The sequence below is a fragment of the Mycolicibacterium wolinskyi str. Jessa 2025 genome, assembly GCF_049241375.1.
Lineage (GTDB): Bacteria > Actinomycetota > Actinomycetes > Mycobacteriales > Mycobacteriaceae > Mycobacterium > Mycobacterium wolinskyi.
This window is the reverse complement of sequence record NZ_CP185960.1, coordinates 4043566-4069762: the sequence shown is the minus strand read 5'-3', so window position 1 is coordinate 4069762 and position 26197 is coordinate 4043566. Positions and strand designations below refer to the sequence as shown.

The following is a 26197-nucleotide window of genomic DNA, read 5'->3' as shown; positions in this document are numbered from 1 at the left end:
CCGTGAAAACAGCCCTGATCGCCCTCACCGCCGGCCTCACGCTCGCCACGGCCGGATGTTCGCTCGACTCCGCGACGCAGTCGGCCGACACCGTCGACGTCGTCATCGGATACCAGTCCAAGACCATCAACACCGTCACCGCGGGAACCCTGCTGCGCGCGCAGGGATACCTCGAGCGCCGCCTCGGCGACATCACCGCGAGCACCGGCACGAAGTACAACGTGACGTGGCAGGACTACGACACCGGAGCGCCGATCACCGCGCAGATGGTGGCCGAGAAGATCGACATCGGATCGATGGGCGACTATCCCATGCTGATCAACGGGTCGAAGACGCAGGCCAACGAGCGCGCCCGCACCGAGATCGTGTCGGTCACCGGGTACAACCCCAAGGGCGCGCTGAACATGGTTGTGGTGACACCGGACTCGCCGGCTCAATCGTTGAGAGACCTGGCCGGAAAGAAGGTGTCGGCGAGTGTGGGTTCGGCCGGGCACGGCATGCTCGTCCAAGCACTGGAGAAGTCCGGCATCGATCCCAAGACTGGTGTCGAAGTGCTCAACCAGCAGCCGCAGGTCGGTGCGTCGTCTCTGGAATCCGGCCAGGTTCAAGCGCTTTCACAGTTCGTCGCCTGGCCCGGCCTGCTGGTGCACCAGGGCAAGGCCAAACTTCTCTACGACGGCGCCGAGCTGGACTACCCGACGTTGCACGGCGTCGTGGTCCGCCGGGCGTACGCGGCCGAGCACCCCGAGGTGCTCGACGCCTTCCTCCAGGCGCAACTCGACGCCACCGACTACCTCAACGCCGAACCGCTCGAGGCGGCCCGCATCGTCGCCGAGGCCAGCGGCCTGCCGCAGGAGGTCGTCTACCTCTACAACGGGCCCGGCGGCACGTCGTTCGACACCACACTCAAGCCGTCACTGGTCGAGGCGCTCAAGGGTGATGTGCCGTACCTGAAGTCGATCGACAACTTCGCCGACCTCGATGTCGCGGGTTTCGTGCAGGACGGTCCGCTGCGCGCCGCGTTCGCCGCGCGCGGACAGGACTACGACAAGGCGCTGAACTCCGGCGCCAATCCTTCGGTGCTGAGCGGGACCGATGCGGTGTGCAAGACCGCCGTCGACAACCCAGCCACCGCAAGCGAGTTGTGGCTCGACGGATCCGACTCCACCACGCCCGCGGCAACCCCGACCTGCCTGCTCAAGGCGATCCGCGAGGCCGAGGGCGGCGGCAGCAAGGTGCGGGCGGCTTACGTTCCGGATGCTGAGCTCGGCACCCGTTGGTTTGCCGACAAGGCGGTCTGGGTTCGAGCCGGCGCCGAATACCTGCCGTTCGGTACTCCGGCCGGTGCGCAGCGATACACCGCCGCCCATCCCGGCAGCGTCGTCGTCGACTATTCGCAGGCATTGGCCGGTGCGGTATGACGACCGCTGAAACCGTCCTCACCGGGGTCTCCGACCTGCCGGTGGCCGAGCCCGCCGCACCACGGCGCCGCACCGCGTCGGCGTGGCCACGCCGGCTCGTGCGGCTCGCCTCGGTGATCACCGCCGTCGTGCTGTGGCAGTTGTTGACCGCCAACGACATTCGGCTCGGGCTGCGCTTCGACACCTTGCCGACCGTCACCGAGATCACCGCGGCGCTGGTGAATCGGCTCGGCACGCCGGAGTACTGGCTGGACCTCGGCCAGTCGTTGATCCGCATTCTCACCGGATTCGGGCTCGCCGCCGTCGTCGGCGTGGTGACCGGAATCCTGCTCGGCCGGTCCGCCCTGTTCGCCGACATCTTCGGCCCGCTCACCGAACTGGCCCGGCCGATCCCGGCGATCGCGATGGTGCCGGTGGCGATCCTGCTGTTCCCGACCGACGAGGCCGGGATCGTGTTCATCACGTTCCTCGCCGCCTACTTCCCGATCATGGTCAGCGTCCGGCACGCGGTGCGCGCGCTGCCCACCATCTGGGAGGACTCGGTGCGCACACTCGGCGGCGGGCGCCTCGACGTCCTGCGCCAAGTCGTGTTGCCCGGAATCCTGCCGGGGCTTTTCGGTGGCCTGTCGGTCGGCATGGGGGTGGCCTGGATCTGCGTGATCTCGGCCGAGATGATCTCGGGCCGGCTCGGCGTCGGATACCGGACGTGGCAGGCCTATACGGTGCTGAACTATCCCGACGTGTTCGTCGGCATCATCACGATCGGCATCCTCGGGTTCGGCACCGCCGCGGCGGTGGAACTCATCGGCCGCCGCGCCACCCGCTGGTTACCGCGCGGAGAGGAGGGCGCACGATGAGCGCATCCGCCACCGAGGTCGCCGAGGGCATGCGATTGGAGCTCGACGCGATCCGGCTGTCCTACACCGACACTCCGGTGATCGATGGGCTGAGCCTCACCGTGGAGCCGGGGGAGATCCTGGTGCTGACCGGCCCGTCCGGGTGTGGCAAGTCGACGCTGCTGCGCGCGTTCACCGGGCTCCTGCGTCCGGATGCGGGCCGGGTGCTCGCCGACGGCGAACTCGTCACGACGACGTCGCGGGATCGCGGCATGGTGTTCCAGGACAGCGCGCTGCTGCCGTGGCGGACCGTGCGATCCAACATCGAACTCGCCCTTCAGCTTCGCGGCCTGCCCAGGCAGGGCAGGCGCGAGCGCGCCGAGCGGTGGATCGCCGAGGTCGGGCTGACGGGGTTCGCCGACTTCCTGCCGAAGAGCCTGTCCGGTGGTATGCGCCAGCGTGTGCAGCTCGCCCGGGGACTGGCCGGTGCGCCACGCGCGGTGATGATGGACGAGCCGTTCGCGGCACTCGACACCCAGACGCGTGCCGCCATGCAGCGGCTGTTGATCGACACGTGGCGCGCGCACCCGACGACGATCGTCTTCGTCACGCACGACGTCGACGAGGCGTTGATCCTCGGTGACCGGGTCGCGGTACTCGGCCGGGCCGGGCAACCGCTGCGGGCGCTGATCGAGGTGCCGCAACCGCGTAGCGCCGACCCGTCCACGCATTCGGCCCTCCGCGCCGAAATCATTGCCGCACTGGAGCAATCATGACCGAGCTGACCGCACCCGACGTGTCCGACGCCGTCCGGCTGGACTGCGATGTCCTGGTGATCGGGGGTGGAACCGCGGGGACGATGGCGGCGCTGACGGCCGCCGAGAACGGCGCACAGGTACTCCTGCTGGAGAAGGCGCATGTGCGGCACTCCGGGGCCCTGGCGATGGGCATGGACGGCGTGAACAACGCCGTCATCCCCGGCAAGGCCGAGCCGGAAGACTACGTCGCCGAGATCACCCGCGCCAACGACGGAATCGTCAACCAGCGCACCGTTTACCAGACCGCGACCCGGGGCTTCGCCATGGTGCAGCGACTGGAGCGCTACGGCGTCAAGTTCGAGAAGGACGAGCACGGCGAATACGCGGTGCGCAGGGTGCACCGGTCCGGCTCCTACGTGCTGCCGATGCCCGAGGGCAAGGACGTGAAGAAGGCGCTCTACCGGGTGCTTCGGCAGCGTTCGATGCGCGAGAAGATCCGCATCGAGAACCGGTTCATGCCGGTGCGGGTGCTCACACAGAACGGCCGCGCGGTCGGCGCCGCCGCATTCAACACCCGTACCGGCGAATTCGTCACCGTGGCGGCCAAGGCCGTGATCCTGTCGACCGGTGCGTGCGGGCGGCTCGGGCTGCCGGCGTCGGGATATCTCTACGGCACATACGAGAACCCGACGAACGCCGGCGACGGCTACGCGATGGCCTACCACGCCGGTGCGGAACTCTCGGGTATCGAGTGCTTCCAAGTCAATCCACTCATCAAGGACTACAACGGACCGGCGTGCGCCTATGTGGCCAATCCGTTCGGCGGGTATCAGGTCAATGCGCTGGGGGAGCGGTTCGTCGATTCCGACTACTGGTCGGGCCAGATGATGGCCGAGGTCAAGCAGGAGATCGAATCCGCACGCGGACCCATCTATCTCAAGGTGAGCCACCTTCCCGACGAGACCCTCACCGCACTGGAGAACATCCTCCACACCACCGAACGGCCCACCCGTGGCACGTTCCACGCCAACCGCGGGCACGACTACCGGACCCACGACATCGAGATGCACATATCCGAGATCGGTTTGTGCTCCGGGCATTCCGCATCCGGCGTGTGGGTCGACGAGCATGCCCGCACCACCGTGCCCGGGCTGTATGCGGCAGGCGACCTGGCGTGCGTGCCGCACAACTACATGATCGGTGCGTTCGTCTACGGTGATCTCGCCGGCGAGCACGCCGCGTCGACACTGTCCGATGTGGTTGCGCCGACCGGACTTCCGGCCGATCAGATCGCCGAGGCACACGAGTTGATCTACCGGCCGCTGCGTCACCCCGACGGTCCGCCGCAACCACAGGTCGAGTTCAAGCTGCGCCGCTTCGTCAACGACTACGTCGCGCCGCCGAAGACGGCGACCAAGCTGTCGATCGCGGTGCAGACCTTCGAGCGGATGGTCGGCGAGATCGCGGAGATCGGCGCGCGGACGCCACACGAATTGATGCGCGCGGCAGAGGTGTCGTTCATCCGGGACTGCGCGGAGATGGCGGCACGGTCGTCACTGACCCGGACCGAGTCGCGGTGGGGGCTCTATCACGAACGCGCCGATCTTCCCGAGCGGGATGACGAGCAGTGGCGCTACCACCTGAACCTCTACAAGGGTGCCGACGGCACCATGCAGTTCGTCAAACGCCCGGTGGCACCGTATTTCGTGCCCGTGCCGGGGCTGGAACACCTGCCGTCGGATCATCCGGTCACCGCGGTCGCCCAGCCCGATCTCTACGGTGGGCGGGCACCCGCCGCGGAGCGCTCCCGGGTGCGCACCGACGGTGGGGCGCAACCGCCGTCGCCGCGCATCGCGGCCGTGCTGGCGCTTGAGGAACCGGCACTGGCCGACCTGGCGCGTTTCTTGGCCGACCCGGACCCCGGGGTGCGGCGCACCGCGGTCGCCACGCTCGTCGAACACCTGCCCGATGGTTACCAGGTGGCGTTGGTCGACGCGCTCGCCGACGACGACCCTGCGGTGCGCCAGGAGACCGCAGAAGCGGTACGCGAACTCGTCGAGGTACTACCCGAACCTTCGGTGTTCGCCGTTCGGTTGGCCTCGCCGGATCCGGTGGTGCGGGCGGCGTCGGTATACCTGCTGAGTTCACGGCGCGCAGGCACCCGGGTCGCGTACCGGTCGGCCGTCACCGATCCCGACCACCGCGTGCGGATCGAGGCGGTGCGGGCACTGGTGTCGGTCGACGATGACGCCGGCGTGGCCGAGGCCACCCGCGACGAGAACCGGGAAGTGCGGATCGCCGCGGTCGGCGGGCTGGCGACGTTGCGCAGCGGCGGCCACGCGGTGCGGAACCTGCTGCACGACCCGGATCCGTTGGTACGCGCGGCAGCGCTCTCCTCGCTCGGTGCGGTGGGGTGCGCGGACGACGACGTGGCCAGTGTCGAGAAGGCACTGACCGAGTCGGCCTGGCAGATCCGGCAGGGCGCGGTGCGGGCGTTGGCAGGCGCCGATCCGGCAATCGCGGTGCCGACGCTGGCGCGGGCACTGTCCGATCAGCATCTGGATGTCCGCAAGGCAGCGGTGCTGAGCCTGAGCCGGTGGGCCGACTCGCAAACCGCGGCCCGTGACGCACTTGCCGGTGCGCTCGACGACGGCGACGCCGACGTTCGCGCCTACGCACGCCAGGCGCTGGCCCGCGCCGGCTGACGGCAGCCCGACCCGCGGCAGCGAAGTTTGTCATTACTTTTGCTAACGACCCGCGGGCACCTTAATCTCGATGAGTGAGTCTCGTCTGGCCGCTGACCGGGCGGCTGGAGGAGGCGCGGCTCATCGACGCCGCGCTGTCCTCGGCCGATCTGTCGGGAATCGTGATTCACGGGGCCGCCGGAGTCGGCAAGAGCCGAATCGCTCGTGAGGCGTTGGGTGCCGTCGCGTCCAGCGGTCATGAAACTCGTTGGGCCGTAGGAACATCGGCGGCCAGGAATCTCCCGTTGGGGACATTCGCCAGATGGGTCGGTACGGCTGACGCCGACAACGTCGCTCTCGTGGGCCGGGTGATCGAGGCGATGACGGCGACGTCGAACGGTCGATCCGTCGTGGTCTGCGTCGACGATGCCCATCTGCTAGACGACCTGTCCGCCTTCGTACTGCATCAGATCGTTCAGCGCGGGGCCGCCAAGATTCTGTTGACCGTTCGGGACGGCACCACGGTTCCGGCTTCCGTCCACGAGGTGTGGAGCGGCGGGGAATTCGAGCGGCTCGACCTGCAGCCGTTGTCGCGCGACGAGTCGATCCGGCTCGTGCACGCCGCGCTCGGTGGGCCGCTCGACCCCGACGCGGCAGGCCGGCTGTGGCGGATGACGAGGGGCAACGCACTCTACCTCCGCAACATCGTCGAGCAGGAGGTCGCGCAGGGCCGGCTTGCCGGCCGGCAGGGATATTGGCGGTGGATCGGCGATCCGGTGATACCACCGGGTTTGGTCGAGCTGATCGAATCGCGCATCGGTGCGCTGCCGCCGTCGGTCGGCGAGGTGATCGATATTCTCGCCGTCGCCGAGCCGATCCAGTTGAGCTTGCTGACATCTATCGCCGCGAGTTCCGCGGTGGAAGAGGCCGAGGCCCGTGGGCTTATCACGCTGGATGCCATCGAAAGTGGCGTCGAGGTGCGCGTCGCGCACCCGCTGTATGCCGAGGTGCGTCGCAAACGCGTACCGGGCACGCGGTTGCGCAGGCTGCGCGGTCTTGTCGCCACCGAACTCGCGCACTGCGATGACCGTGACGCCATGCGCGTCGTCGTACATCGGGCGACGCTGACCTTGGACTCGGATCTCAAACCCGATCCCGAACTGCTGACCCGCGCTGCGCAGGGCGCGGTGTGGTTGTCGGACTTGCCGCTCGCGGACCGGCTGGCCGCGGCGGCCGTGCGCGCGGGCGGGGGAGTCGAGGCCAACTTCATTCAGGCGCACGCCTTGTCGTGGCTGAGCAGAGGCGAGGAGTCCGACGCAGCGCTGGACGCGATCCGTACCGCTGACCTCACCGACGACGGCCGTGCGCGCCTGGCGTTCCTGCGGGCCTCCAACGAGTTGTGGTCATTGGCCGACCCGGTGCGGGCGAAACGGCGTATCGATGAGGCATCGGCCTCGATACCCGACGATGCGCGCGCGTGCGTCGATGCCTTCTATGCGGTACACGGAGCCGCTGTGGGCACGCCCGAGACGGCCGCGGCCGCTGCGGCGGGACTGAATCTCGAAGCGCTGCCGGGCATCGTCGGCGCGGTGACCGGCTGGGCCGTCGCTGTTTCCGCCGGCGACGCCGGGCGAACGCAAACCGCGGTGGCCGCCGCGCACCGCGGTTACCGCATCGCCGACAGCTCGTTCGACGCTGCCCACATGCGGTTCGTGATCGCCGACGGCCACATCGGCGCCCTGCTGCTGGCCGGACAGATCGCCGAGGCCGAGCGCGAAGCCGACCGGCAGCGGCGACAGGCTGCCGAGTTGCCCGGCGTCGCACAGTTGTTCGGTACTGCGCTGGCGGGCCGGGCGGCCCTCGGCGCCGGCCGGCTCGACGTCGCGTCGGATCTTCTGCACCCGGTTGTCGAGCTGATGGCGGCGGCCGGCGAAACCAACGGTTTCGGCTATCGCTTCCGGCTGCCGTGGTCCCTGGCTCTGGCGATGCGGGGCCGAGCCGACGACGCAACGCTCGACGAACTGCATCGGTGTCGACACCCGAGCTGGCAATACCTCGGTTACGAGGAGGCGCTGGTCCGGGCGTGGGTGTCGGCTTCGCAGGGTGCGGTGTCCGAGGCCGCCGCCGCCGTGCGGGACGGTGCCGAGAAGGCCAGGGCCAACGGGCAATTCGCCGCCGAGGTGCTGTGTCTGCAGACCGCGACCCAGTTCGGCGACCACACCGGAGCCGACCGGCTGCAGGAATTGACGACGCTTGTCGAGGGGCCGCGGGTAGGCGCGGCCGCGGCGTTCGGCCACGCACTCAAGCACGACGACGCCGATGGCCTCGCCGCCGTCGTGGATCTGTTCGAAGCGATCGGCGATGCCGTGACGGCGGCCGATGCGGCAGCTCACGCGGCCGTGGTGTATCGCAGGAAGGATATGCGCGGATCGGCACTCGGTCTGGCCACTCGCGCCGCCGAGCTGGCCGCTCGGTGCGGCGGCGCGGTGACGCCGATTCTGCTCGCCGCGATGGAACGGCTTCCGCTCACCGAGCGTGAACGCGAGATCGCGATGCTCATCGGTGGCGGGCTGTCGAGCCGGGCGATCGCCGCGCGGCTGAACCTCTCCGCCCGTACGGTCGACGGGCACATCTACCGAGCCATGGCGAAGACCGGGGTGGCCACCCGTGCCGAACTCGCGGCCCTCGTGCGGCGTAGGCACGCTTGATTCGAGTATCCCGCTACTCGCTCGGTCCTGCCCGGTCGACCGCATGCTGATCACATGACCGACCGCCGCGACGCCAGGGAACAGGCATTACGGGTTCTGCCGCTGCCGTACTCCCTCGCGTTGCGGTTGCGTGATGCGGGTGTCGCTCCCGAGGTGGTCAGCGAGTACCTCAGCGTCGACGAGTCGGCGCTCGACGGCTTCTACCGGATCGCGGAGGCGAAGCTGGCTGCTGCGCTGACGCGCGGCCCGAAAGTCGATTCGGGTTGACCGTGCACGGCTACCGCCGTCGGCGGCCGGAGTAGTCGGGCAGCTCGATGGATTCCGCCACGGTGAACCACTTACGTTCGGCGAACGGCCGAAACGGAGGCCGCTGCATCCATTTCATCACTTGCGCGGTGATGGCGATGTCGGTCCGCGTCTTCGGCAGATACCCGTCGATACCGTTGCTCAGGTGCTGGCAACGACGGATGTAGGGCCGCATGGTCTCCTCATAACGGGCCAGCGCACCCGGGATCGCAGAATCGTCGAGTGCGGCGGCCGGCCCTAGCTCGCCGGCCAACACATAAGCGCCCACCAGTGCGAGGCTTGTGCCCATACCCGACAGTGGGGATGCGCAGTATCCGGCGTCACCGACCAAGGTGACCCGGCCCCGCGAGATCGTCGGCATGTGTATCTGCAGGAACGCGTCGAAATAGAAGTCGTCGGCCGCTGCGGCCGCATCGAGCAACTGCCGGCACTGCCAGCCGGCGCTGCCGAAATGTTCTGTCAAAAGCCGCAATTGCTCGCGAGGATCGCGCCGGTCGTAGTCGATCGGCCCCGATCGGAAAGCCAGACCGGCCTTGCATTGCGCCGGGTCATGCGACGGCCGCATCGATGCATTCAGGCCTGGCTCCTGATACATGAGATATCAACCGTCAAGTCCGACCGTGTCGGTGGCGGTGAACCACGCGTTGTAGCCGCCCAGCGGGGTCACAAACTGTTCCTCTGGCCCGAAGACCAGTCTCCGTACGGCCGAATGCGGTCCATCGGCACCGACGATCAAGTCCGCGGTCACCTTGGTTCCGTCCGTGAGGGTGGCTTCGGACTCGTCGATCGCGGCGATGCGGGTGCCGAAACGGTATTCCGCACGGGTTTTGGTGGCGTTGTACAGCACCTCGACCAGGTCGCCGCGCAGGATCTCGAGCTTCGAGACCACGCCGTTGCCGTTGAACGCTTCGACCGGCATTTCCGCCCGGCGCTTGCCATCGCCCCGGACCCAGGCGATGCCGCGCTGTGCGAGCGCCCGGCTGTGCATGTCGCCCAGCAGACCCATCCGGGTGACGACGTCGCGGCCCGCGCCCCGCAGGTCAACCGTCTGGCCTCCGGGTCTGATTCCGTGCGCCGACTCCACAAGTATTGTTCGATAGCCGAATTCGGTCAGCCAGTAGGCGAGTGCCGGGCCGGCGACCCCGGCGCCGCTGATGAGTACCGTGCGCTGGTGGTCCATGAAGCATGAGCTTAGGTGTCCGGACTACGCCGAGACCGCGCCGCGGGGGTGTGGCGCGCCCCGCGACTTCGACCCGTTCATGGCTGCCAAACCTTGGTCGCTCGCCGTGCGATCCAGGCCAGGCACGCACTGGCGAGGTAGCCGAAAATGCCCATGACCAACAGCAGACCCCACGCCGCGGCGGCATCGAAGCGCTGCTGGCTTTCCAGAAGCAGCCGCCCGACACCGGCCCCCGGCCCGAAGATGTCGACCAGCAGTGTGATGATCAGGGCGATCGCCGCGGCGACGCGGGTTCCCAGCAAGATGCCGGGCACGAGGGACGGGATGACGACCTTGGTCCACCGTGGCAGCGGCGCCAATCCCAGAGTCCGCGACATCTCCAAACGGACCGCTGGGACGGTGCGCATCGCCATCGCGGTGTTGAGCAGGATCGGCCAGTAGGCGACGAGGGCGACAGCGAGCACGCCGCTCAACTGGGTTGGCCCGACCACGAGGACGACGACGGGGACGAGCGCGGCGCCGGGGACGGCCGCCAGGAAGTCGATTGCCGGCGTGAGTGCGCGGTCCATGCGCCGTGAGGCTCCGATCATCGCCCCCGCCGCGGCCCCGACGACAGCTGCGCACGCGAGACCGAGCAGAAACGTCGTGAGCGTCTGGGTGAGCGCCGGTGCCAGCGTGCCGTCGGCGCCCATGCGGCGAAGGGCCGTCAGCCACACCGCGGGCGGCGGAAGCGACCACGAGTCGCCGTCCGCCGTGATCTGCCACACGACCAGGAGAGCGACGACCGGCAGGAGTCCGTGCGGCGGGGTCACCGGTTGCGCGGCGGCCGGAGCGGCCGTGACGGCAACCTGACCGCCTGCGACGGCCGGGTCGCCCGGCTGCACCAGCCGAACAGCGTGTCGCAGCGTGCCGTTGAGCGCATACCCGATGACGCCGCAGACCAACGCATAGGCCCACATACGCGCCGGCGCAAGCGCATTGAGCGATTCGACCAGGCCGCCGCCGAGGCCCCGCGGATACATCACCATCTCGGCGACGATGGCGACGAGCAATGTGATCACCGCGGACAGCCGCGCCCCGACCAACCAGGCCGGCAGTACGGCCGGGACGACGATCTTGCGCAATGTCGCCGCGCGGGAAAGATGCAGCATGCGCGCGACGTCGTACTGACGCGGAGATACCGCCGCGACGCCTGCGGCGGTCGTCAGCAGCATCGGCCAGAGTGCGGCATAGACCGCAAGCGTCAATTCGGTGGTCGCGGCGGGTCCGAGCATGAGGACCGCGACCGGGACGAGGCAGACGGCAGGGATCGTCCGCAGGAAGTCGATCGAGGCCATGACACAGCCCCGCACGGTCGCGAAGAGCCCGATGGTCAGGCCCAGCGCGCCGCCCACCGTCAGAGTGATCGCCGACGCTGCGAGGGCGACGCCAAGGGTGTGCGTCACATCGGCGGCCAGCTCGCCGGTCCGTGCCAGGGACACCAACGCGGACAAGACTTCCCGCGGCGAGGGTAGGTACTCGTAGTCGAGTAACCCGCTCGACGAGAGCAGCTGCCACACCGCGATCGCGATCAGCGGCACCGCCGTGCCGACGCCGGTCGTGCGGCTAGGCATCCCCGCCTCGCAGCGCCTGGCCGAGCAGATGACGCACGCGCAGATAGCGCGGTAGTTCTCGAGTTGCCAATTGATCTCGGGGGCGCGGTATCTCGGTGTCGACCGCGAGCGTGATGCATCCCGGATTTCCGCTCAGGACCAGCACCCGGTCGCTCAGGTAGATCGCCTCGTCGAGGTCATGGGTGACGAAGACGACAGTCGCGCCGGTCTGGCACAGCACGTCGAGGAGGACGTCCTGGAGCGCGGCTTTCGTGATCGCGTCAAGGGCCCCGAACGGCTCGTCCATCAGAAGGGTTTTGGGTTCCAGGGCCAGCGCGCGGGCGATCTGCACGCGTTGCGCCATTCCGCCGGACAATTGCCAGGGATACTCGCCACTGCGGTCGTCGAGGCCCACCATGCGCAGCGCGCGGGCAACTTTCACCCGGCGCTCGTCTCGTCCGGTGCGACCCTCGAGCCCGAGCGCCGCATTGCGCGCGACGGTGCGCCAGGGCAGCAGCGCATTGCCGTAGTCCTGGAACACCATCACGACGTCTGCCGGTGGACCGGTCACGAGCTGCCCGGCCAAAGTCACTGTGCCCGTTGTCGGTTGAAGCAGACCGCCGAGAACGCGAAGCAGAGTGGTCTTGCCGACCCCGGAGCGGCCGACGACACCGACCACTTCGCCGGCCCCCACGTCGAACGAGACATCGGCCAGGACAGCGCGCGAACCGCCGCGTGCCGGTAGTTCGACCCCGACGGCGTCGACCCGGTACACGGTCGGGCTCACGGGCCTTGCCAGACCAGGGTGTTCACATCGGGATCGGTCTTCGTCGAGCCGACCGCTTTCGAGATCGTGATGTAGGGCGCCAGCTCTCGCGGAGTCATCTCGATCGTCCAGTCGGGCAGCTGTGCCCGGTCCAGGACGGCCGGCGGAATCTTGAGCCAGGTTTCCATGAGCGCGCGTGCCTCGGCTTCGTCGGCGTCGAGGTATGCGGTGGCCTCGCTCAGCGAATCGCGCCACGCCGCAATCATTTTCGGGTTCTCGCTGGCGAACGTCCGTGATGCCAACCAGACCGAAGTCATCGCGGTGTCCACCGTGCCGCCGCTGGCGTCGCGAACCGCTTCGACGACCACGTCGTCGTGCACCCGGAAGCCGCGCGCGGCAATTGCCGCGCTGAACGGGATCGTCGCGACAGCCGCGTCGACGTGGCCGGCCTGCAGTTGATCGCCCATGGTGGCGAACGGCATCTGGATCAACCTGACATCGCTCGGGTCGACGCTGTTGCGGTCGAGCAGATACCGCAGGGCGTCGGTGATCATGCCGGTGAGTGAGGGCACCGCGATGGCCTTACCCGCGAGCTGCGCCAAACTCTCGACCCGCGGATCCCTGGTGATCCACACGGCATTCGGCCGTTCCCGCGACTGGCGCTGCAGGCCCGCGATGATCTGCAAGTCGAGATGCTTCTCGGCTCCGATGAGCAGGAGCGTCGGCACGCTCATCACGATGTCGTACTGCTCCTTGGCGAGCGCAGCCATGAACGCCGGAAGGTCCTGCCCCTCGGTGAGTTCGATCTGCAGACCGTGGCGTTCGAACATGCCTCTCGTCAACGCGACGTGCGCCGGTAGTGTGCTGCCGACCGGAAACAACGCGACCCGAATCCGGCTCAACCCACTGTCGGCGCGATGCGGCGCGTCGTCGACACACCCGCCGAGCACAAGCACGCCCGCCGCAATCGCAAACAGCAAGCGCATGGCGTTCGTCCGGCGTCGCATCGGCTTGTGGGCTCCCGTGTGGTCCGCTGCCATCGGAAATCTACAGCTATCGCCCGCGCCACGAGGAGTTAAGCGGGAGCGACACGGCAAAACGCACACGGACTGTTGCGAAGTCAACGAATGCAGGTGCCCGCCGCGTGGCCGTTCGTCGACGGCGCAGCGAATTCCGCCACCCGCTCACCCCGCGGGTGTTGTCATAGATGACATGGTCCAACGAACGGGGGGGACCGCGACAGCCTTGATGCCCGAAGTGTCGACCGAAGACTTATCCGCCGGCGAGCATCCCGTGCTCTTCGACCGCGAGGACGATCTTGCCGCGCTGGATCGTGCGCTGGCCGAGGCCTGCTCCGGCGCGGGCGGGGTACTGCTGATCGAAGGTCCGGCGGGAATCGGCAAGACCGTACTGCTCGACGAGCTTCGCCGACGTGCGTCCGGATTGTCGATGACAGTCCTCGCCGCGCGCGGTGGCGAGCTCGAGCGCGGGTTCGGATTCGGGGTCGTGCGCCAACTCCTCGAAACTGTCCTGGTCGCCGCCGACACCGCCGAGCGAGACCGGTTGCTGGCCGGCGCGGCGCGCCTGGCCCAATCCGTGTTCACCGACGTCCCGACGGCGGAGAAGACCGGAGACATCGCGTTCGCGACGCTGCACGGCCTGTACTGGCTCGTGGTGAACCTGACCGAGCGCGGGCCGCTGGTGCTGGCAGTCGACGATGCCCAATGGGCCGACGAACCGTCGATCCGGTTCTTCCTTCATCTCGCGCACCGGCTCGCGGGACTTCCGGTGGTGCTGGCCCTGACCGTGCGCAGTGAGGCCGACCGACACCGCGACGACCTGAGTTCCCTGATGCTCGAAGCGCGTCCACCGGTGCTGCGTCCCCGTCCGCTCGGCGATTCAGCGGTCACCCGTCTCGTGCGGGCGAGCCTGGGCACGGGCGCGGACGCGCAGTTGTGCAGCGCCTGCGCGCACGCGACCGGCGGAAACCCGTTTCTGCTGTCCGAACTGCTCGGTGAGTTCCGCCGCGAGGGCAGACCCGCGAGCGACATCGACGCCGCCGTCGTCGACCGGCTGGCCCCGGAGCGGATCGCGACCGCCGTGCTGCTGCGTGTCGGCCGGCTCCACCCGCAGGCGACCGCGTTGGCCCGCGCGGTGGCGGTGCTCGGCGAACAGGCGCGGTTGGCGTTCTGCGCACAACTGGCCGACATCGAGCCACGCATCGCGCCGACGTTGGCGGCGCGTCTCGTCGATCTCACCGTGCTGGTGTCCGGTGATCCGCTTCGTTTCGTCCATCCGATCGTGCGGACCGCGATCTACGAAGATCTGACCGCTGCCGAGCGGGCCGGCCTGCATGCCCGTGCGGCACGTCTACTTGCTGACCACCACGCCGATCGGGGTGCGATCGGCGTGCATCTGCTGGCCACCCCACCGAGCGGCGAGCGGCAAGTCGTGGCGATGCTGCGCGAGGCCGCGCGGTCGGCCCTGGCCGGTGGCGCCCCCGACACCGCGGCAGCGCTGCTGCGCCGCGCACTCGACGAACCGCCCGACGCGACCGACCGTCCGCAGGTGCTGTTCGAGCTCGGCAACGCCGAGCACGAAATTGGTGACCCCGCGGCGAAGGGACATCTCGCCGAGGCCGGAGCGAGCACAGCCGATCCCCTAACGCGCGCACGTGCTTTCACCGCACTCGCGTGGACCACCCACACCGATGTGCTGCGCCAACGTGAGCAACTCCCGCACTATGAGCGTGCGGCAGCAGAGGTCGCACCCCGTGACCGCGAGCTCGCACTGCAACTCGAAGCCGCCAGGCTCGGTGCCCTCATGGTGAACCCGGACCTGCCGGTGAAATTCGAAGCCGAAGCCGCGCGATTCCGGGACCAGCCGGTGATCACCGCGGCCGAATGCCTGTTGCGGTCGTTCGTCGCCCGCAGCGCACTCGAAACCGGGCCGGTCTCCGTCGCAGGCGATCTCGCCGAGCAGGCCGGTTCGCACCCCGCTCTGGTCAGCCAGGGCGGTCATCCCTTGTGGCGCACCAATGTCACGATCTGTCTGGTCGAAGCGGAACGCTACGAGGTCGCCGAGCACATCCTGACCCGTGCCATCCGGCACGCCGAGCGCAGCGGCTCGCCACAATGGCTGTCGCGGGCGTTGTGGCTGCGCGGACTGGCTCGGCATCGCCGCGGCGACCTGCGCTCGGCCGAGGCCGACGCGCGCAGCTCGGTCGATCTCCACGGTCCGTCGGCGGACTACCGCGCGGCACCCGGGCTAGTGGTGGTGATCGAGTCACTGGCCGATCAGGGGCGCGTCGACGAAGGAGACGCACTGCTCGCGGCGAGGGGCATGGACGGCGAGCTCGCGCCCATCCTCTTCTCGGTGCTGCCGTTGCTGTCCCGCGGCAGGTTGCGTGCCGCGGCGGGCGACCACGAACGCGCACGTAAGGATCTGATGGACGCGCTGCTGCGGATCGAGGAGAGCCGCGGGATGTTCCCGTGGGCCAACGATGCGCAGGTCGCCCTTGTGCCGGTGTTGCTGGCACTCGGCGACGACCGTGCCGCCCACACCGTGGCCGAGCAAGCGCTCGCGGCCGCTGAAACTGCGGGATCATTTCGGCGCCTCGGTGGTGCGCTGCGCGTGTGCGGACTCGTCACGGGCGGCGAAGAGGGGCTGGACCTCCTGCGCCGTGCGGCGGACACGCTGGCCAGATCGCCCGCGGTGCTGTGGCGGGCACAGGCCTACATCGATCTCGGCACCGCGCTGCGGCATGCGGGGCACGCCGTCGCGGCCCGGACTGCCCTGCGCGACGGGATGGAGCTCGCGCATCGGTGTGGCGCGATCTCGCTCGCGGACCGAGCTGAGGCAGAACTGCGCGCCGCGGGCGGGAGGCCCCGCCGTCGTGCGGGCACCGGCGCCGACGCGTTGACGCCCAGCGAACGCCGGGTCGCCGAGCTCGCCGCGCACGGCGTCAGCAACAAGGAGATCGCGCAGTCGCTGTTCGTGACGCTGCGAACCGTCGAACTGCACCTCTCCAACGCCTACAGCAAGCTCGAAATCCGGTCTCGGCATCAGCTTGCCGCCGCCCTCGGCGGCTGACCCGGAAAAGACTTCGGTCGATACTGCGGGCGCACCCTATGTCGGCGACGTTTGCCCAGCGCAACACTGACCGTGTGTCCCACAGCCAGCCGTGGATGACCGGCGGAGCGTGGGATCGCCGGAAGGACACCGCAATGGGTTACGCAACGTACATCGGCCGTGTCGGCGGGTTGGCGATCGCGCTCGGAGTGGGCGTCGCCATTGCCACCACCCCGGGCATCGCCTGGGCCGACGAATCAGATCCGAGTCCCGGCGGCGAGTCGACCACCGCGTCGGAGTCCCAGCCGGATCCCGCCTCGACCTCGGAGTCGGCAACCGGGTCGACCAAAACCGAGAAGCCGAAACCCAAGGTGGTGTTCGGCAACACCGATGGCGGCCGTACGTCGAAGAAATCGGCGGAGGATACGGCCCGCGGCGAAACCGCCCCGACGGCCGGCGCGTCCGCCCCGGTCGACAACACCGACCCGCAGCCGGAGCCGAAACGGGCCACTGAGGACGACGACGACGACAAATCGCGGTCGAGGAACACACCGGATACCGACGCGACCGGCGTCTTGAGCACTCGCAGATCCGGTTTGCAGCAGCACACATCGACCAGACCGCCTGCCGCGCCGCGGGGACAGGTCGTCCGGCGGGCCGTCGTGAACAATTCCCCCGATCCGCACCCGCCGTCGAAAAATTCTGCGCCCCAGGAGTTCACGGCCGAGCCGGCACAAACCTCCTCGGCGCCGCAGGCCGAAGCAGTCGCGGTGCCGAAGACCGTGGCCGCACCCGAAGATCGGCCCGTCAGTCCGGTCAACCGCGTCGTGCTGACCGTGCTGGGCGTGGCTGGCGCCGACCGACTGGCGACCAACGGTCCGCTCACCCCGGTCGAATCACCGTTCGGCCTGGCCATGATCGCCTTGGCGCGTAAGCAATTCGAACAGGACGAAAAAGCACTCCAGGTGGCCGGACTCGACTACCGAACGGTGTCGACCAGCCAGACCATGGAAAACCGGCAGGCGCTTGTGGCCGCGGACAATCTGGCGCCGGTAACCTCCGGGACACCGACGGGAGTCGTTCCGGATCAAACCACCGGCGTCGTTGTCGGTTCGCTGAACGTCTCCGACCCGGACGGCGACGCACTCACGTACACCGTCACGGGGGCGCCCGCGAACGGGACCGTGTCCGTCGACGATGCCGGCACCTATACCTACACTCCGACCGCGGCCGCTCGGGTGGCCGCCGGGCAGACCGCGGGCGGGGACTATGACACGTTCACCGTCACCGTCAGTGACGGGCAGCACGCCACTCCGGTCGCGGTATCGGTTCCGGTCTCCTCGACCCAGCCGCAGCTCGACCCGACGATCACGGGCCTGGGTATTAACCCCTCGGCGGTCGTCGTCACGACCGGTGGCGACCGGTTGTATGTGGCGAACACCGGTAGCAACACGATATCGGTGATCGACGCCCGCACCGGCCGATTGATCGACACCAACCCCACCGTGGCCGGCGTCAACGCCATCACGGTCGGCTCGTCGCCGAGTGCGCTGGCAATCAACCAAAACGGTACTCGGTTGTATGTGGCCAACACCGGCAGCAACACGGTTTCGGTGATCGACACCTCGACGTACCGGGTGATCGACACGAATACCGCGGTGGCGGGGACGAATTCGATCTCGGTGGGTTCGGCGCCGAGTGCGTTGGCGTTGAGTGCGGACGGCAGCCGCCTGTACGTCGCGAACCGTACCAGTAATACCGTATCGGTGATCGATACGTCGACGTACCGGGTGATCGACACGAATACCGCGGTGGCGGGGACGAATTCGATTTCGGTGGGTTCGGCGCCGAGTGCGTTGGCGTTGAGTGCGGACGGCAGCCGCCTGTACGTCGCGAACCGTACCAGTAATACCGTATCGGTGATCGATACCTCGACGTACCGGGTGATCGACACGAATACTGCCGTGGCGGGCACGAATTCGATCAACGTAGGGTCGTCACCGAGCGCGCTGGCCCTCAGCCCCAATGGCACCAAGCTCTACGTCGTCAACACGGGGAGTGGCACCGTCTCGGTGATCGACACGGCCACCAATGTCCGAATCGACGCCGATCCGACCAGTTCGTCCCTCGACATCCGGGTGGGCGGCGCCCCGACGTCGGTCGCGTTGAGTCCCGACGGAAGCCTGGCCTACGTCGCCAACGGTCCCGACACCATCTCGGTGATCAACACCAAGACGAACACCGTCGCGCGTACCGTGACGATCGACCCGACCGCCGAGTCGGGCGGCCACGTCATCGCCGTGGACGCGGACGGCACGGTTTATGTCACAGACGCATTCGACCGCAATGTACGCGTCGTATCACTGGCCAATGTCAACACCGCGCCGCAGTCGACGGCCCAGCCCACGGTCGGAAGCCCGAATCCGGACACCGGCACTGTCGCCGGGCTGCTCTCGGTCAGAGACATCGACGGTGACCCGCTCAGCTACGGCACCGTCACCGGCCCGGCCAACGGCACCGTGGTCTACGACGCGGCGACCGGGGCATACACCTACACGCCGACGCAGGCCGCGCGCGAGCAGGCCGCGCGTTCGGCCACCGAGGACTACGACCACTTCACCGTCGCCGTCAGCGACGGGCGTGGCGGCGTCACGAATGTGGCTGTCACCGTGCCCATCTCGCCGAAGGCCGCCGCTGCGCCGGAGGAACTCGACGTCGACACCAGCCCGATCACGGTCAGCAATCCCAACGGCGTGGCCGTCGTCGACAACCGTGCCTACGTGATCGGCACCGACCCCTACACCGGCTATGGCGTGGTGTCCGTGGTCGACACCGCCAACGGCGAACTCATCACGACCATCCCGGTGGATTACGGATCGACTCGCATCGTGGCGAGCCATCCCGACGATGACGAGCAGCGGGTCTATGTGGCCAACTTCGACACCGTGTCGGTGATCGACGCCGACCCGACCAGTGCCACCTACAACACCGTCCTGGACACCATCGCGGTTCCCACGCAATGCGGCGAGTGCTACAACGGCGTCTGGGATGTCGCGGTCAGCCCCGACGGTGACCGGGTCTACGCGGCGCGTGGTGACGGCACGGTCTCGGTGATCGACGCCGACCCGACGAGCGCGACCTATCACCAGGTGATCTCCACTACGCCAGTCGGGTTCTTCGACGGCGACCTGGAGATCAGCGAGGACGGGGACCGGCTCTATGCGGCCACCGGGTACAGCGACGGCGTCGTGGTCCTCGACAGCTCGACACTGCAACCGATCACCACGGTTGACGTCGGACCCGAGTGGGATCTGGATTCGATGCGGAGCGAGACGACCGACGTCACCTACCACGTCGCGGTCAGCCCCGACGGCACGCAGACTTATGTCACTCAGCGGGTCCTCGTGGTGGAGCGCGGTGTCGGAGGACAAACCAGCGGATGGTTCGTCACCGATTCCATGGGACGCAACTGGCTGGTCCGAGATCACTACAGCGCGGTTTCGGTGATCGACTCCGATCCCACGAGCGCAACGTACAACACGGAAATCGCGCGAATCACGGTCCCGGACGGGGCGTATGACGTCGCCTTCAACCACGACGGCAGCCGCGCCTACGTCACCCACTCCGACGGAAAGTCCGTCACGGTGATCGACACGGCGACCAACTCCGTGGTCGGCACGTTCAGCACCGATCAGAACTCGGCCACCGGTTCCCGGACGATCGCGGTCGGCTCGGACAACACGCTCTACATCGCGGATTACTACGACAACTCATTGTATGCCAGCGTGTTCGGGACGGTGCTCTGATGCGCCTGACGTGGCCACTCACCGGCCGGGCCGAGGAGATGGACGTGGTCACCACCACGCTGTCGAGCGGGGACCACCGCGGGGTCGTCATCCGCGGCGCCTACGGTGTGGGGAAGACGCGGCTCGCACGGGAGGCCGTGGCGGCGTCGAGCAGATGCGAAACCCGTTGGGTGGTCGGCACATCGTCGGCACGGGTGTTGCCGCTCGGCGCGTTCACGCAATGGCTGGGGTGGCCCGCCGGCGGGCGCGACCGGCAGGCGCAGGATGTCGTCGAGGCACTGACCGACGTACCTGACGGCTGCACCGTGATCGTGGCGGTGGACGACGCCCATCACCTCGACGACATGTCCCTGGTCGTGCTGCGTCAGATCATCGCGCGCCACCACGCGAGAATCCTGCTCACCGCGCCCACCGATGCGACGATCCCCGAACCGGCACAAGAGATATGGCGATCCGGCCAGTTCGTCCGACTCGACCTCCAGCCGCTGTCGCAAGCCGAGTCGACCCGGCTGGTGTCGGCGGCGCTACGGGGTGAGGTGGATCCCGATGCCGCCGCGCGACTGTGGAAGCTCACCCGGGGAAATGTGCTGTACCTGCGCAACATCGTCGAACATGCGGTTTCGGACGGCAGTTTCAGCCGCGTCGACGGATGTTGGCGGTGGACCGGTGCGACGATTCTGCCGCCCGGCCTCGCCGCGACGATCGAGATGCGGATCGGCGCACTGCGCGAAGCGGTCGGCGAGGTACTCGACGTTCTGACCATCGGCGGGCCGATCGAGCTTGCCGCGCTCGGACGGATCACCGACCCTGCCGCCGTCGAGGAGGCCGATGCTCGCGGCCTGGTCACCCTCGACGACATCGACGGCCGCGTGGAAGTGCGGGTGGCCCACCCGATGTACGCCGAACTGCGCAAGAGGGGCACTCCGTTCACGCGCCTGTGCCGGCTGCGAGGCATGCTCGCCGCCGAGCTGGGCTCCGTGCCGGATCAGATGTCGAGCGCTTGATACGTGCGGCGCACGAACTTCGGTTGTGCGGACTGCAGTTTCGCGAGCGACGTGTTGCCCGAGATCGCGGCCGCGTCCACCGACATGTCCGGATGGTTCTGGATCAGGTAGATGAGGATCAGGTCGGCTGACGGATCGGCTTGCCACCACGTGCCGTAGGCGCCCGGCCAGCTGAAGGTGCCGAGCCCGCCCGGCCCGAACAGCTGGCGGGACTTGGCGGGATCGGTGACGACCGACAGGTTGAGCCCGAAGCCGCGGCCGACCCAGAACGGTGCTCCCAGAAACGGATACTGCTTCTGCTCGGCGGTGAGTCGGTCGGTGCGCATCAGCCGCACCGATTCCTCCGACAACACGCGGACACCATCGACGGTTCCGCCGGACAGCAGCATCCGGGCGAACTTCAGGTAGTCGTCGGCCGTCGAGAACAAGCCGGCGCCGCCGGTGCAGAACGGTGGATCGGTGATCGGCGGAGGCCCCATCACATCGTGGGTCAACGTGTTGTCGGCCGTCAGCTTGTACATCGTCGCCGCCCGACGCCGGCCTGCCGCATCGACCGAGAATCCGGTGTCGGTCATGCCCAGCGGTTCGAAGATGCGCTCCGCGAGCACCTGCGCCAGCGGCTTGCCCTCGATCCGGGACAGGGCGATGCCGAGCACGTCGGTGGAGTGGCTGTAGGTCAGGCGGTCACCGGGCTGGTGGGCCAGCGGCAGCTTGGCCACCTCGCCCAACCAGCGATCCTGGTCCTGGCGCAGCGACAGCCGCCCGTAGGCCGACGCCAGCGGCCCGAGTACCGAGAACACATAGGCCAGCCCGCTGCGGTGGGTCATCAGATCGTCGATCGTGATCGGCCGCCGAGCCGGTTCGGTCCGGTCCAAGGGGCCGCGCGGTTCCCGCAGCACGCGCATGTTCGACAGCTCCGGCAGCCACTTGGTCACCGGGTCGGTGAGTGCGACCTTGCCATCCTCGACAAGCGCCATCGCGGCCGCCACGGTGACAGGTTTGGTCATCGACGCGATCCGGAACACGGTGTCGCGCTGCATCGGCAGCCGGGCCTCGACGTCGCGGTTTCCCAGCGCGTTGACCTGTACCACCTTGCCCGCGTGCCACACCATGGTGACCGCACCGGCCAGCAGGCCTGCGTCGATCGCCTCCCGGATGGACGCTTGATTGCCGTCGAGGTTCACCCGGGCCAGGGTAGTCAGCCGCGGTCGTGACCGGTGCGGCGCCAGCGTCGGCGTGCCCGCACGACACTCGACCAGTCCTGATAACCGAGGCGGTGGGCGATCTCGTAGTGCGGAATGGTCCGGTCGTGCAGGAGATTGTGGGCGACGCTGCGACGGACTTCGTCCAGAATCGCCCGGAACGTGGTGCCCTCGTGTTCGAGGTGCCTACGCAATGTTCGCGGCGCGTAGTGCAGGTGCAGCGCGACATCCTCCAACGTGAGGTCGAGCGAAGACTGGTCGAGGAGGTGCGCGCGTACCCGCGCGGCGACTCCGGTGTGGTGCAGCCGCTCCGCGCGGATGCGTTCGCACTGCGTGACCATCAGCTGGGTGGTGTGTTCGTTCGCCATGGGCGGCACGAGGTCGAGATATCCGGCGTCGTAGACGATTTCGTTGCGGCCGCATTCGAATGACACGGGCACTCCGAAGTGGTCCAGGTAGATCGCCTGCGAATCAGCGCGGGTGACCGGCGGGAAGGCGAACCGGATCTCGCGCAGTGGCACCGCGTCGAAGTCGGGGAAGGTGTCCCGTTGTATCTGCATCACGGCGGTGAGATCCCGTTCGACGACGAAGCGCCGGATGCTGTCGGGCATGTCGTCGGCCTCGAAGGCGAGTACGTACTGGTCGTTGGGGTCGATGCGGGCCGTCATGGTCGAGAACGCGAACGTCAGCATCGCGTAGTAGAGCCCACGGTGAACCGTGTCCCGGACGCTGGCGGACGCGGCGAGCAGATAACCCAGATATCCGTACGCGGTGAGGTGATATCGCCTGCCCAGGTCGACTCCCAGCCCGGGCCGATCGCCTGCGACGGAGACCAGATTGCGGATGACGGCAAGCTCCTGACTCGCCTCGACGATCGTGTCGACATCGGCCAGTGCGGCCACCGTGAGATGCGAACCCGACAGCAGCGACTCGGCGGCGATGCCGTGTTCGACGGCCCACTCGCACATGATCTGCACCGAGACCGCGGTGCGCGGGTGGTCCCAGGGATCGGTGATGGCCGCAATTACCCGGTTGGTCGATTGCAGGACCGGCGAAGCAGGTAAGGCACCCTGATCTGCGAGAGCGCCGCTGCCCGAGGTCATGTGCGTCAGTTTTGCCGACCACCCGAGCCCCGTCAACGACCGCGGCACTGCCTCGAAGTGGCCGGAAATGTTGCGTTGTGGCCGGGTCTGTTCTGTCGAGACCCGCGACCGCCGCTCTACCGTCCGAATAGTGATTCACGTCTCACCTGCCATGGAAATGTGATAGGTCGCACGAGGGAAGAAGGTCAGATGAGAGTGAAGGCCGCGGTCGTCGAAGAGGTCGGCGCGCCCTGGACGATCTGCGACGTCGAGCTCGGCGACCCGGTGGCCGGGGAGGTTCAGGTGCGCCTGGCCGCCTCCGGCCTGTGCCATTCCGACGCGCACGTCGTCGCCGGCAGCAGCCCCGTGCCGTTCATGCCGGTTCTGGGTGGGCACGAGGGTGCGGGCGTGATCACGAAGGTCGGGCCGGGCGTGAGCGGCCTGGAAGTCGGCGATCACGTCGTGCTCGCGTTCATCCCGGCGTGTGGAACGTGCCCGTCGTGTGCCACCGGGTTGCAGAACCTGTGTGACGAAGGCGCGGGCCTGCTCACCGGGCAAGCCGTCGCGGACAAGACCTACCGCGTCACCCGTGACGGGCAGCCGGTCATCCAGATGTGCTTGCTCGGCACGTTCGCCCCGTACGTGACGGTGAGCGAGGCGTCGGTCGTCAAGATCGAGAAGGACGTCCCGCTCGACGTCGCGGCGCTGCTCGGCTGCGGTGTGTCCACCGGTTGGGGCTCGGCCACCGAGATCGGCGACACCCGGCCGGGGGACACGGTCGTGGTGATGGGCGTCGGCGGGGTCGGCATGAACGCCGTGCAGGGTGCGCGGTTCGCCGGCGCCCGGTTCGTCGTCGCGATCGACCCGGTCGACCTCAAGCGCAAGAAGGCCATCGAGTTCGGGGCCACGCACACGTACGCGTCGGTCGAGGAAGCCGCGGCCGAACTGCCGGACCTCACGTGGGGCAAGATGGCTCAGGTCTCGATCATCACGGTCGGTGAGATCAAGGGTGAACACGTCCAGCAGGCGCTCAGCCTGACCGGTAAGGGCGGCCAGGTGATCGTCACGGGCATGGGCGATTTCACGCAATCGACGGTCGACCTCAACCTGTTCGAGCTGACACTGCTCCAGAAGCGGGTCCAGGGAGCGGTTTTCGGCGGTGTCGGCCCGCGCACCCAGATTCCCAAGCTCCTCGATCTCTACCGGTCGGGCAACCTCAAACTCGACGAGCTCGTCACCACCCGCTACCGCCTCGAAGACATCAATCAGGGCTACCAGGACATGTTCGACGGCAAGAACCTGCGTGGCCTCATCGTCTACTCCGACACCGACTACTGAACCGAAGAGGTCACCGATGAAAAACCATGACACCAACTACATAGACGGCAAGTGGACCGTCTCGAGCGGAACGGCGCGCATCCCCGTCACCAACCCGGCCAACGACGAGGTGATCGCGGAGGTGGTGGCCGGTACGGCCGCCGACGTCGACGCTGCGGTCGCCGCCGCTCGGGCGGCCTTCCCGGGCTGGTCGGCGACACCCGTCGGGGAACGTGCCGACTACCTCACCGCGATCGCGGGCAAACTGACCGAACGCGCAGAAGATCTGGCCCGCACGATCTCCGCCGAAAGGGGTTGTCCCATCTCGATTTCCCGGGCGGTCCAGCTGCCGCTGCCGATCAACAGTTTCGCCGAGGCCGCGAACATCGTGCGCGACTACGAGTTCGAAGGGGAATACCGCGGGTCGACGATCGTGCGCGAGCCGTTCGGTGTGCTCGGTGCGATCACACCGTGGAATTATCCGCTGCACCAGATCGCGCTGAAGGTGGGCTACGGTCTGGCCGCCGGCAACACCGTCGTCGTCAAGCCCAGCGAGGTCACCCCGCTGTGCGCGATCGCGTTGACTGAGATTGTCGACGAGATCGGCTTGCCGCCAGGTGTTTTCAACATCGTGTTCGGAACCGGTGCGGAGGTCGGCGAGGCGATCGTCGGGCATGACGACGTCGACATCGTGAGTTTCACCGGATCGACCCGCGCGGGCAGGCGAGTGCAGGAGGTCGCCGCCCGCACGGTCAAACGCGTCTCGCTCGAACTCGGCGGCAAGAGCCCCAACATCATCCTCGACGACGCCGATCTGCAAGCGGCCGTGCCGGCCTCGGTGAAGTCGATGATGCTCAACTCCGGACAGACCTGCTCGGCGTTGACCCGCATGATCGTCCCGCGCGACAGACTGGCCGAGGTGGAGGCGCTCGCGAAGGCAACCGCCGAGGCGCTTCCGGTCGGCGATCCCGCCGAGGACGGGACTGCGTTGGGCCCGTTGTCGTCTCGCGCACAGCAGAAGCGGGTGCTCGGCTACATCCGCACCGCGATCGATGAGGGGGCTCGCTTGGTCGCCGGCGGTGACACCGACTCCGATGCCCCCGGCGCATTCGTCCGGCCGACCGTGTTCTCCGATGTCACCGAGGACATGACGATCCACAAGGAGGAGGTCTTCGGCCCGGTTCTCGCGATCGAGGCCTACGACTCCGAAGACGAGGCGGTGCGCATCGCCAACGCGACCGATTACGGACTGGCAGGCGCGGTGTGGTCCGGGTCGACGGACCGGGCCGAGAAGATCGCGCGCCGCATCCGCGCGGGCCAGGTGCAGATCAACGCGGGCGCATTCAACGCCAACGCGCCGTTCGGCGGATACAAGCAGTCCGGGAACGGACGCGAGGCCGGGCTGTTCGGCCTCGAGGAGTTCCTCGAGGTCAAGTCGATCCAGCGCTGACCCGCGACAGGCTG

Annotated in this window: 16 protein-coding genes and 1 pseudogene; 11 read left to right on the top strand and 6 right to left on the bottom strand. The window is 68.0% G+C overall.

All coding sequences use genetic code 11. The annotated features are described in order from the left end of the window. Nucleotides 1-2: 2 nt before the first annotated feature. From ACOI2T_RS19980 to ACOI2T_RS19955, 6 genes are all read left to right on the top strand, one after another. A complete protein-coding gene (locus ACOI2T_RS19980; RefSeq protein ID WP_409504702.1) occupies nt 3-1421 on the top strand; it encodes an ABC transporter substrate-binding protein in 1419 nt (472 codons plus the stop codon). After that, nucleotides 1418-2278 carry an ABC transporter permease gene (locus tag ACOI2T_RS19975; protein WP_409504703.1) on the top strand — a complete coding sequence of 287 codons (861 nt, stop codon included), beginning with the start codon at nt 1418-1420 and terminating at the stop codon, nt 2276-2278. The genes ACOI2T_RS19980 and ACOI2T_RS19975 overlap by 4 nt, the downstream gene beginning before the upstream one ends. After that, the gene (locus tag ACOI2T_RS19970; RefSeq protein ID WP_409504704.1) at nt 2275-3033 is read left to right on the top strand and encodes an ABC transporter ATP-binding protein; all 759 of its coding nucleotides are present in this window, start codon (nt 2275-2277) and stop codon (nt 3031-3033) included. The genes ACOI2T_RS19975 and ACOI2T_RS19970 overlap by 4 nt, the downstream gene beginning before the upstream one ends. Further along, nucleotides 3030-5720 (top strand): fumarate reductase/succinate dehydrogenase flavoprotein subunit, encoded by a 2691-nt coding sequence (locus ACOI2T_RS19965; protein WP_409504705.1) that lies wholly within the window; start codon nt 3030-3032, stop codon nt 5718-5720. The genes ACOI2T_RS19970 and ACOI2T_RS19965 overlap by 4 nt, the downstream gene beginning before the upstream one ends. 74 nt (nt 5721-5794) lie before the next feature. After that, a complete protein-coding gene (locus ACOI2T_RS19960; protein WP_409504706.1) occupies nt 5795-8407 on the top strand; it encodes a helix-turn-helix transcriptional regulator in 2613 nt (870 codons plus the stop codon). A 54-nt stretch (nt 8408-8461) separates the two neighbouring features. Then, on the top strand, nt 8462-8674 hold the full coding sequence (locus ACOI2T_RS19955; RefSeq protein ID WP_409504707.1) for a hypothetical protein: 213 nt from the start codon (nt 8462-8464) through the stop codon (nt 8672-8674). Between the two features lie 10 nt (nt 8675-8684). On the opposite strand, the pseudogene ACOI2T_RS19950 reads toward ACOI2T_RS19955, so the two are convergent. The 4 genes and pseudogenes from ACOI2T_RS19950 to ACOI2T_RS19935 all read right to left on the bottom strand — a co-directional run bounded on the left by ACOI2T_RS19950 (nt 8685) and on the right by ACOI2T_RS19935 (nt 13237). Then, a pseudogene (locus ACOI2T_RS19950) lies at nt 8685-9893 on the bottom strand (FAD-dependent monooxygenase). A 77-nt stretch (nt 9894-9970) separates the two neighbouring features. Next, nucleotides 9971-11506, bottom strand: coding sequence for an ABC transporter permease (locus ACOI2T_RS19945; RefSeq protein WP_409504708.1), 1536 nt, complete (start codon nt 11504-11506; stop codon nt 9971-9973). Beyond that, nucleotides 11499-12272, bottom strand: coding sequence for an ABC transporter ATP-binding protein (locus ACOI2T_RS19940; protein WP_409504709.1), 774 nt, complete (start codon nt 12270-12272; stop codon nt 11499-11501). Before ACOI2T_RS19940 ends, ACOI2T_RS19945 begins: the two co-directional genes overlap by 8 nt. Further along, entirely contained in the window at nt 12269-13237 is a 969-nt protein-coding gene (locus ACOI2T_RS19935; protein ID WP_409504710.1) for an ABC transporter substrate-binding protein, read from the bottom strand. Before ACOI2T_RS19935 ends, ACOI2T_RS19940 begins: the two co-directional genes overlap by 4 nt. A 262-nt stretch (nt 13238-13499) precedes the next feature. Here ACOI2T_RS19935 and ACOI2T_RS19930 point away from each other — a divergent pair, with 262 nt between their 5' ends. The 3 genes from ACOI2T_RS19930 (at nt 13500) to ACOI2T_RS19920 (ending at nt 21132) form a co-directional block, all read left to right on the top strand. Next, a complete protein-coding gene (locus ACOI2T_RS19930) occupies nt 13500-16343 on the top strand; it encodes an ATP-binding protein (protein WP_409504711.1) in 2844 nt (947 codons plus the stop codon). A gap of 134 nt (nt 16344-16477) precedes the next feature. Next, on the top strand, nt 16478-20128 hold the full coding sequence (locus ACOI2T_RS19925; RefSeq protein ID WP_421874126.1) for a beta-propeller fold lactonase family protein: 3651 nt from the start codon (nt 16478-16480) through the stop codon (nt 20126-20128). Further along, nucleotides 20128-21132, top strand: coding sequence for an ATP-binding protein (locus ACOI2T_RS19920; protein WP_409504713.1), 1005 nt, complete (start codon nt 20128-20130; stop codon nt 21130-21132). The genes ACOI2T_RS19925 and ACOI2T_RS19920 overlap by 1 nt, the downstream gene beginning before the upstream one ends. On the opposite strand, the gene ACOI2T_RS19915 is transcribed toward ACOI2T_RS19920, so the two are convergent. Together ACOI2T_RS19915 and ACOI2T_RS19910 are read right to left on the bottom strand one after the other, a co-directional pair. Next, the gene (locus tag ACOI2T_RS19915; protein ID WP_085141847.1) at nt 21114-22316 is read right to left on the bottom strand and encodes a serine hydrolase domain-containing protein; all 1203 of its coding nucleotides are present in this window, start codon (nt 22314-22316) and stop codon (nt 21114-21116) included. The genes ACOI2T_RS19920 and ACOI2T_RS19915 overlap by 19 nt on opposite strands. 14 nt (nt 22317-22330) lie before the next feature. Further along, on the bottom strand, nt 22331-23437 hold the full coding sequence (locus ACOI2T_RS19910; RefSeq protein WP_409504714.1) for an AraC family transcriptional regulator: 1107 nt from the start codon (nt 23435-23437) through the stop codon (nt 22331-22333). Between the two features lie 189 nt (nt 23438-23626). Between ACOI2T_RS19910 and ACOI2T_RS19905 the strand changes: the two genes are divergently transcribed. Further along, entirely contained in the window at nt 23627-24754 is a 1128-nt protein-coding gene (locus tag ACOI2T_RS19905; protein WP_409504715.1) for an NDMA-dependent alcohol dehydrogenase, read from the top strand. Between the two features lie 16 nt (nt 24755-24770). After that, nucleotides 24771-26183, top strand: coding sequence for an aldehyde dehydrogenase family protein (locus ACOI2T_RS19900; protein ID WP_409504716.1), 1413 nt, complete (start codon nt 24771-24773; stop codon nt 26181-26183). Nucleotides 26184-26197 lie beyond the last annotated feature (14 nt).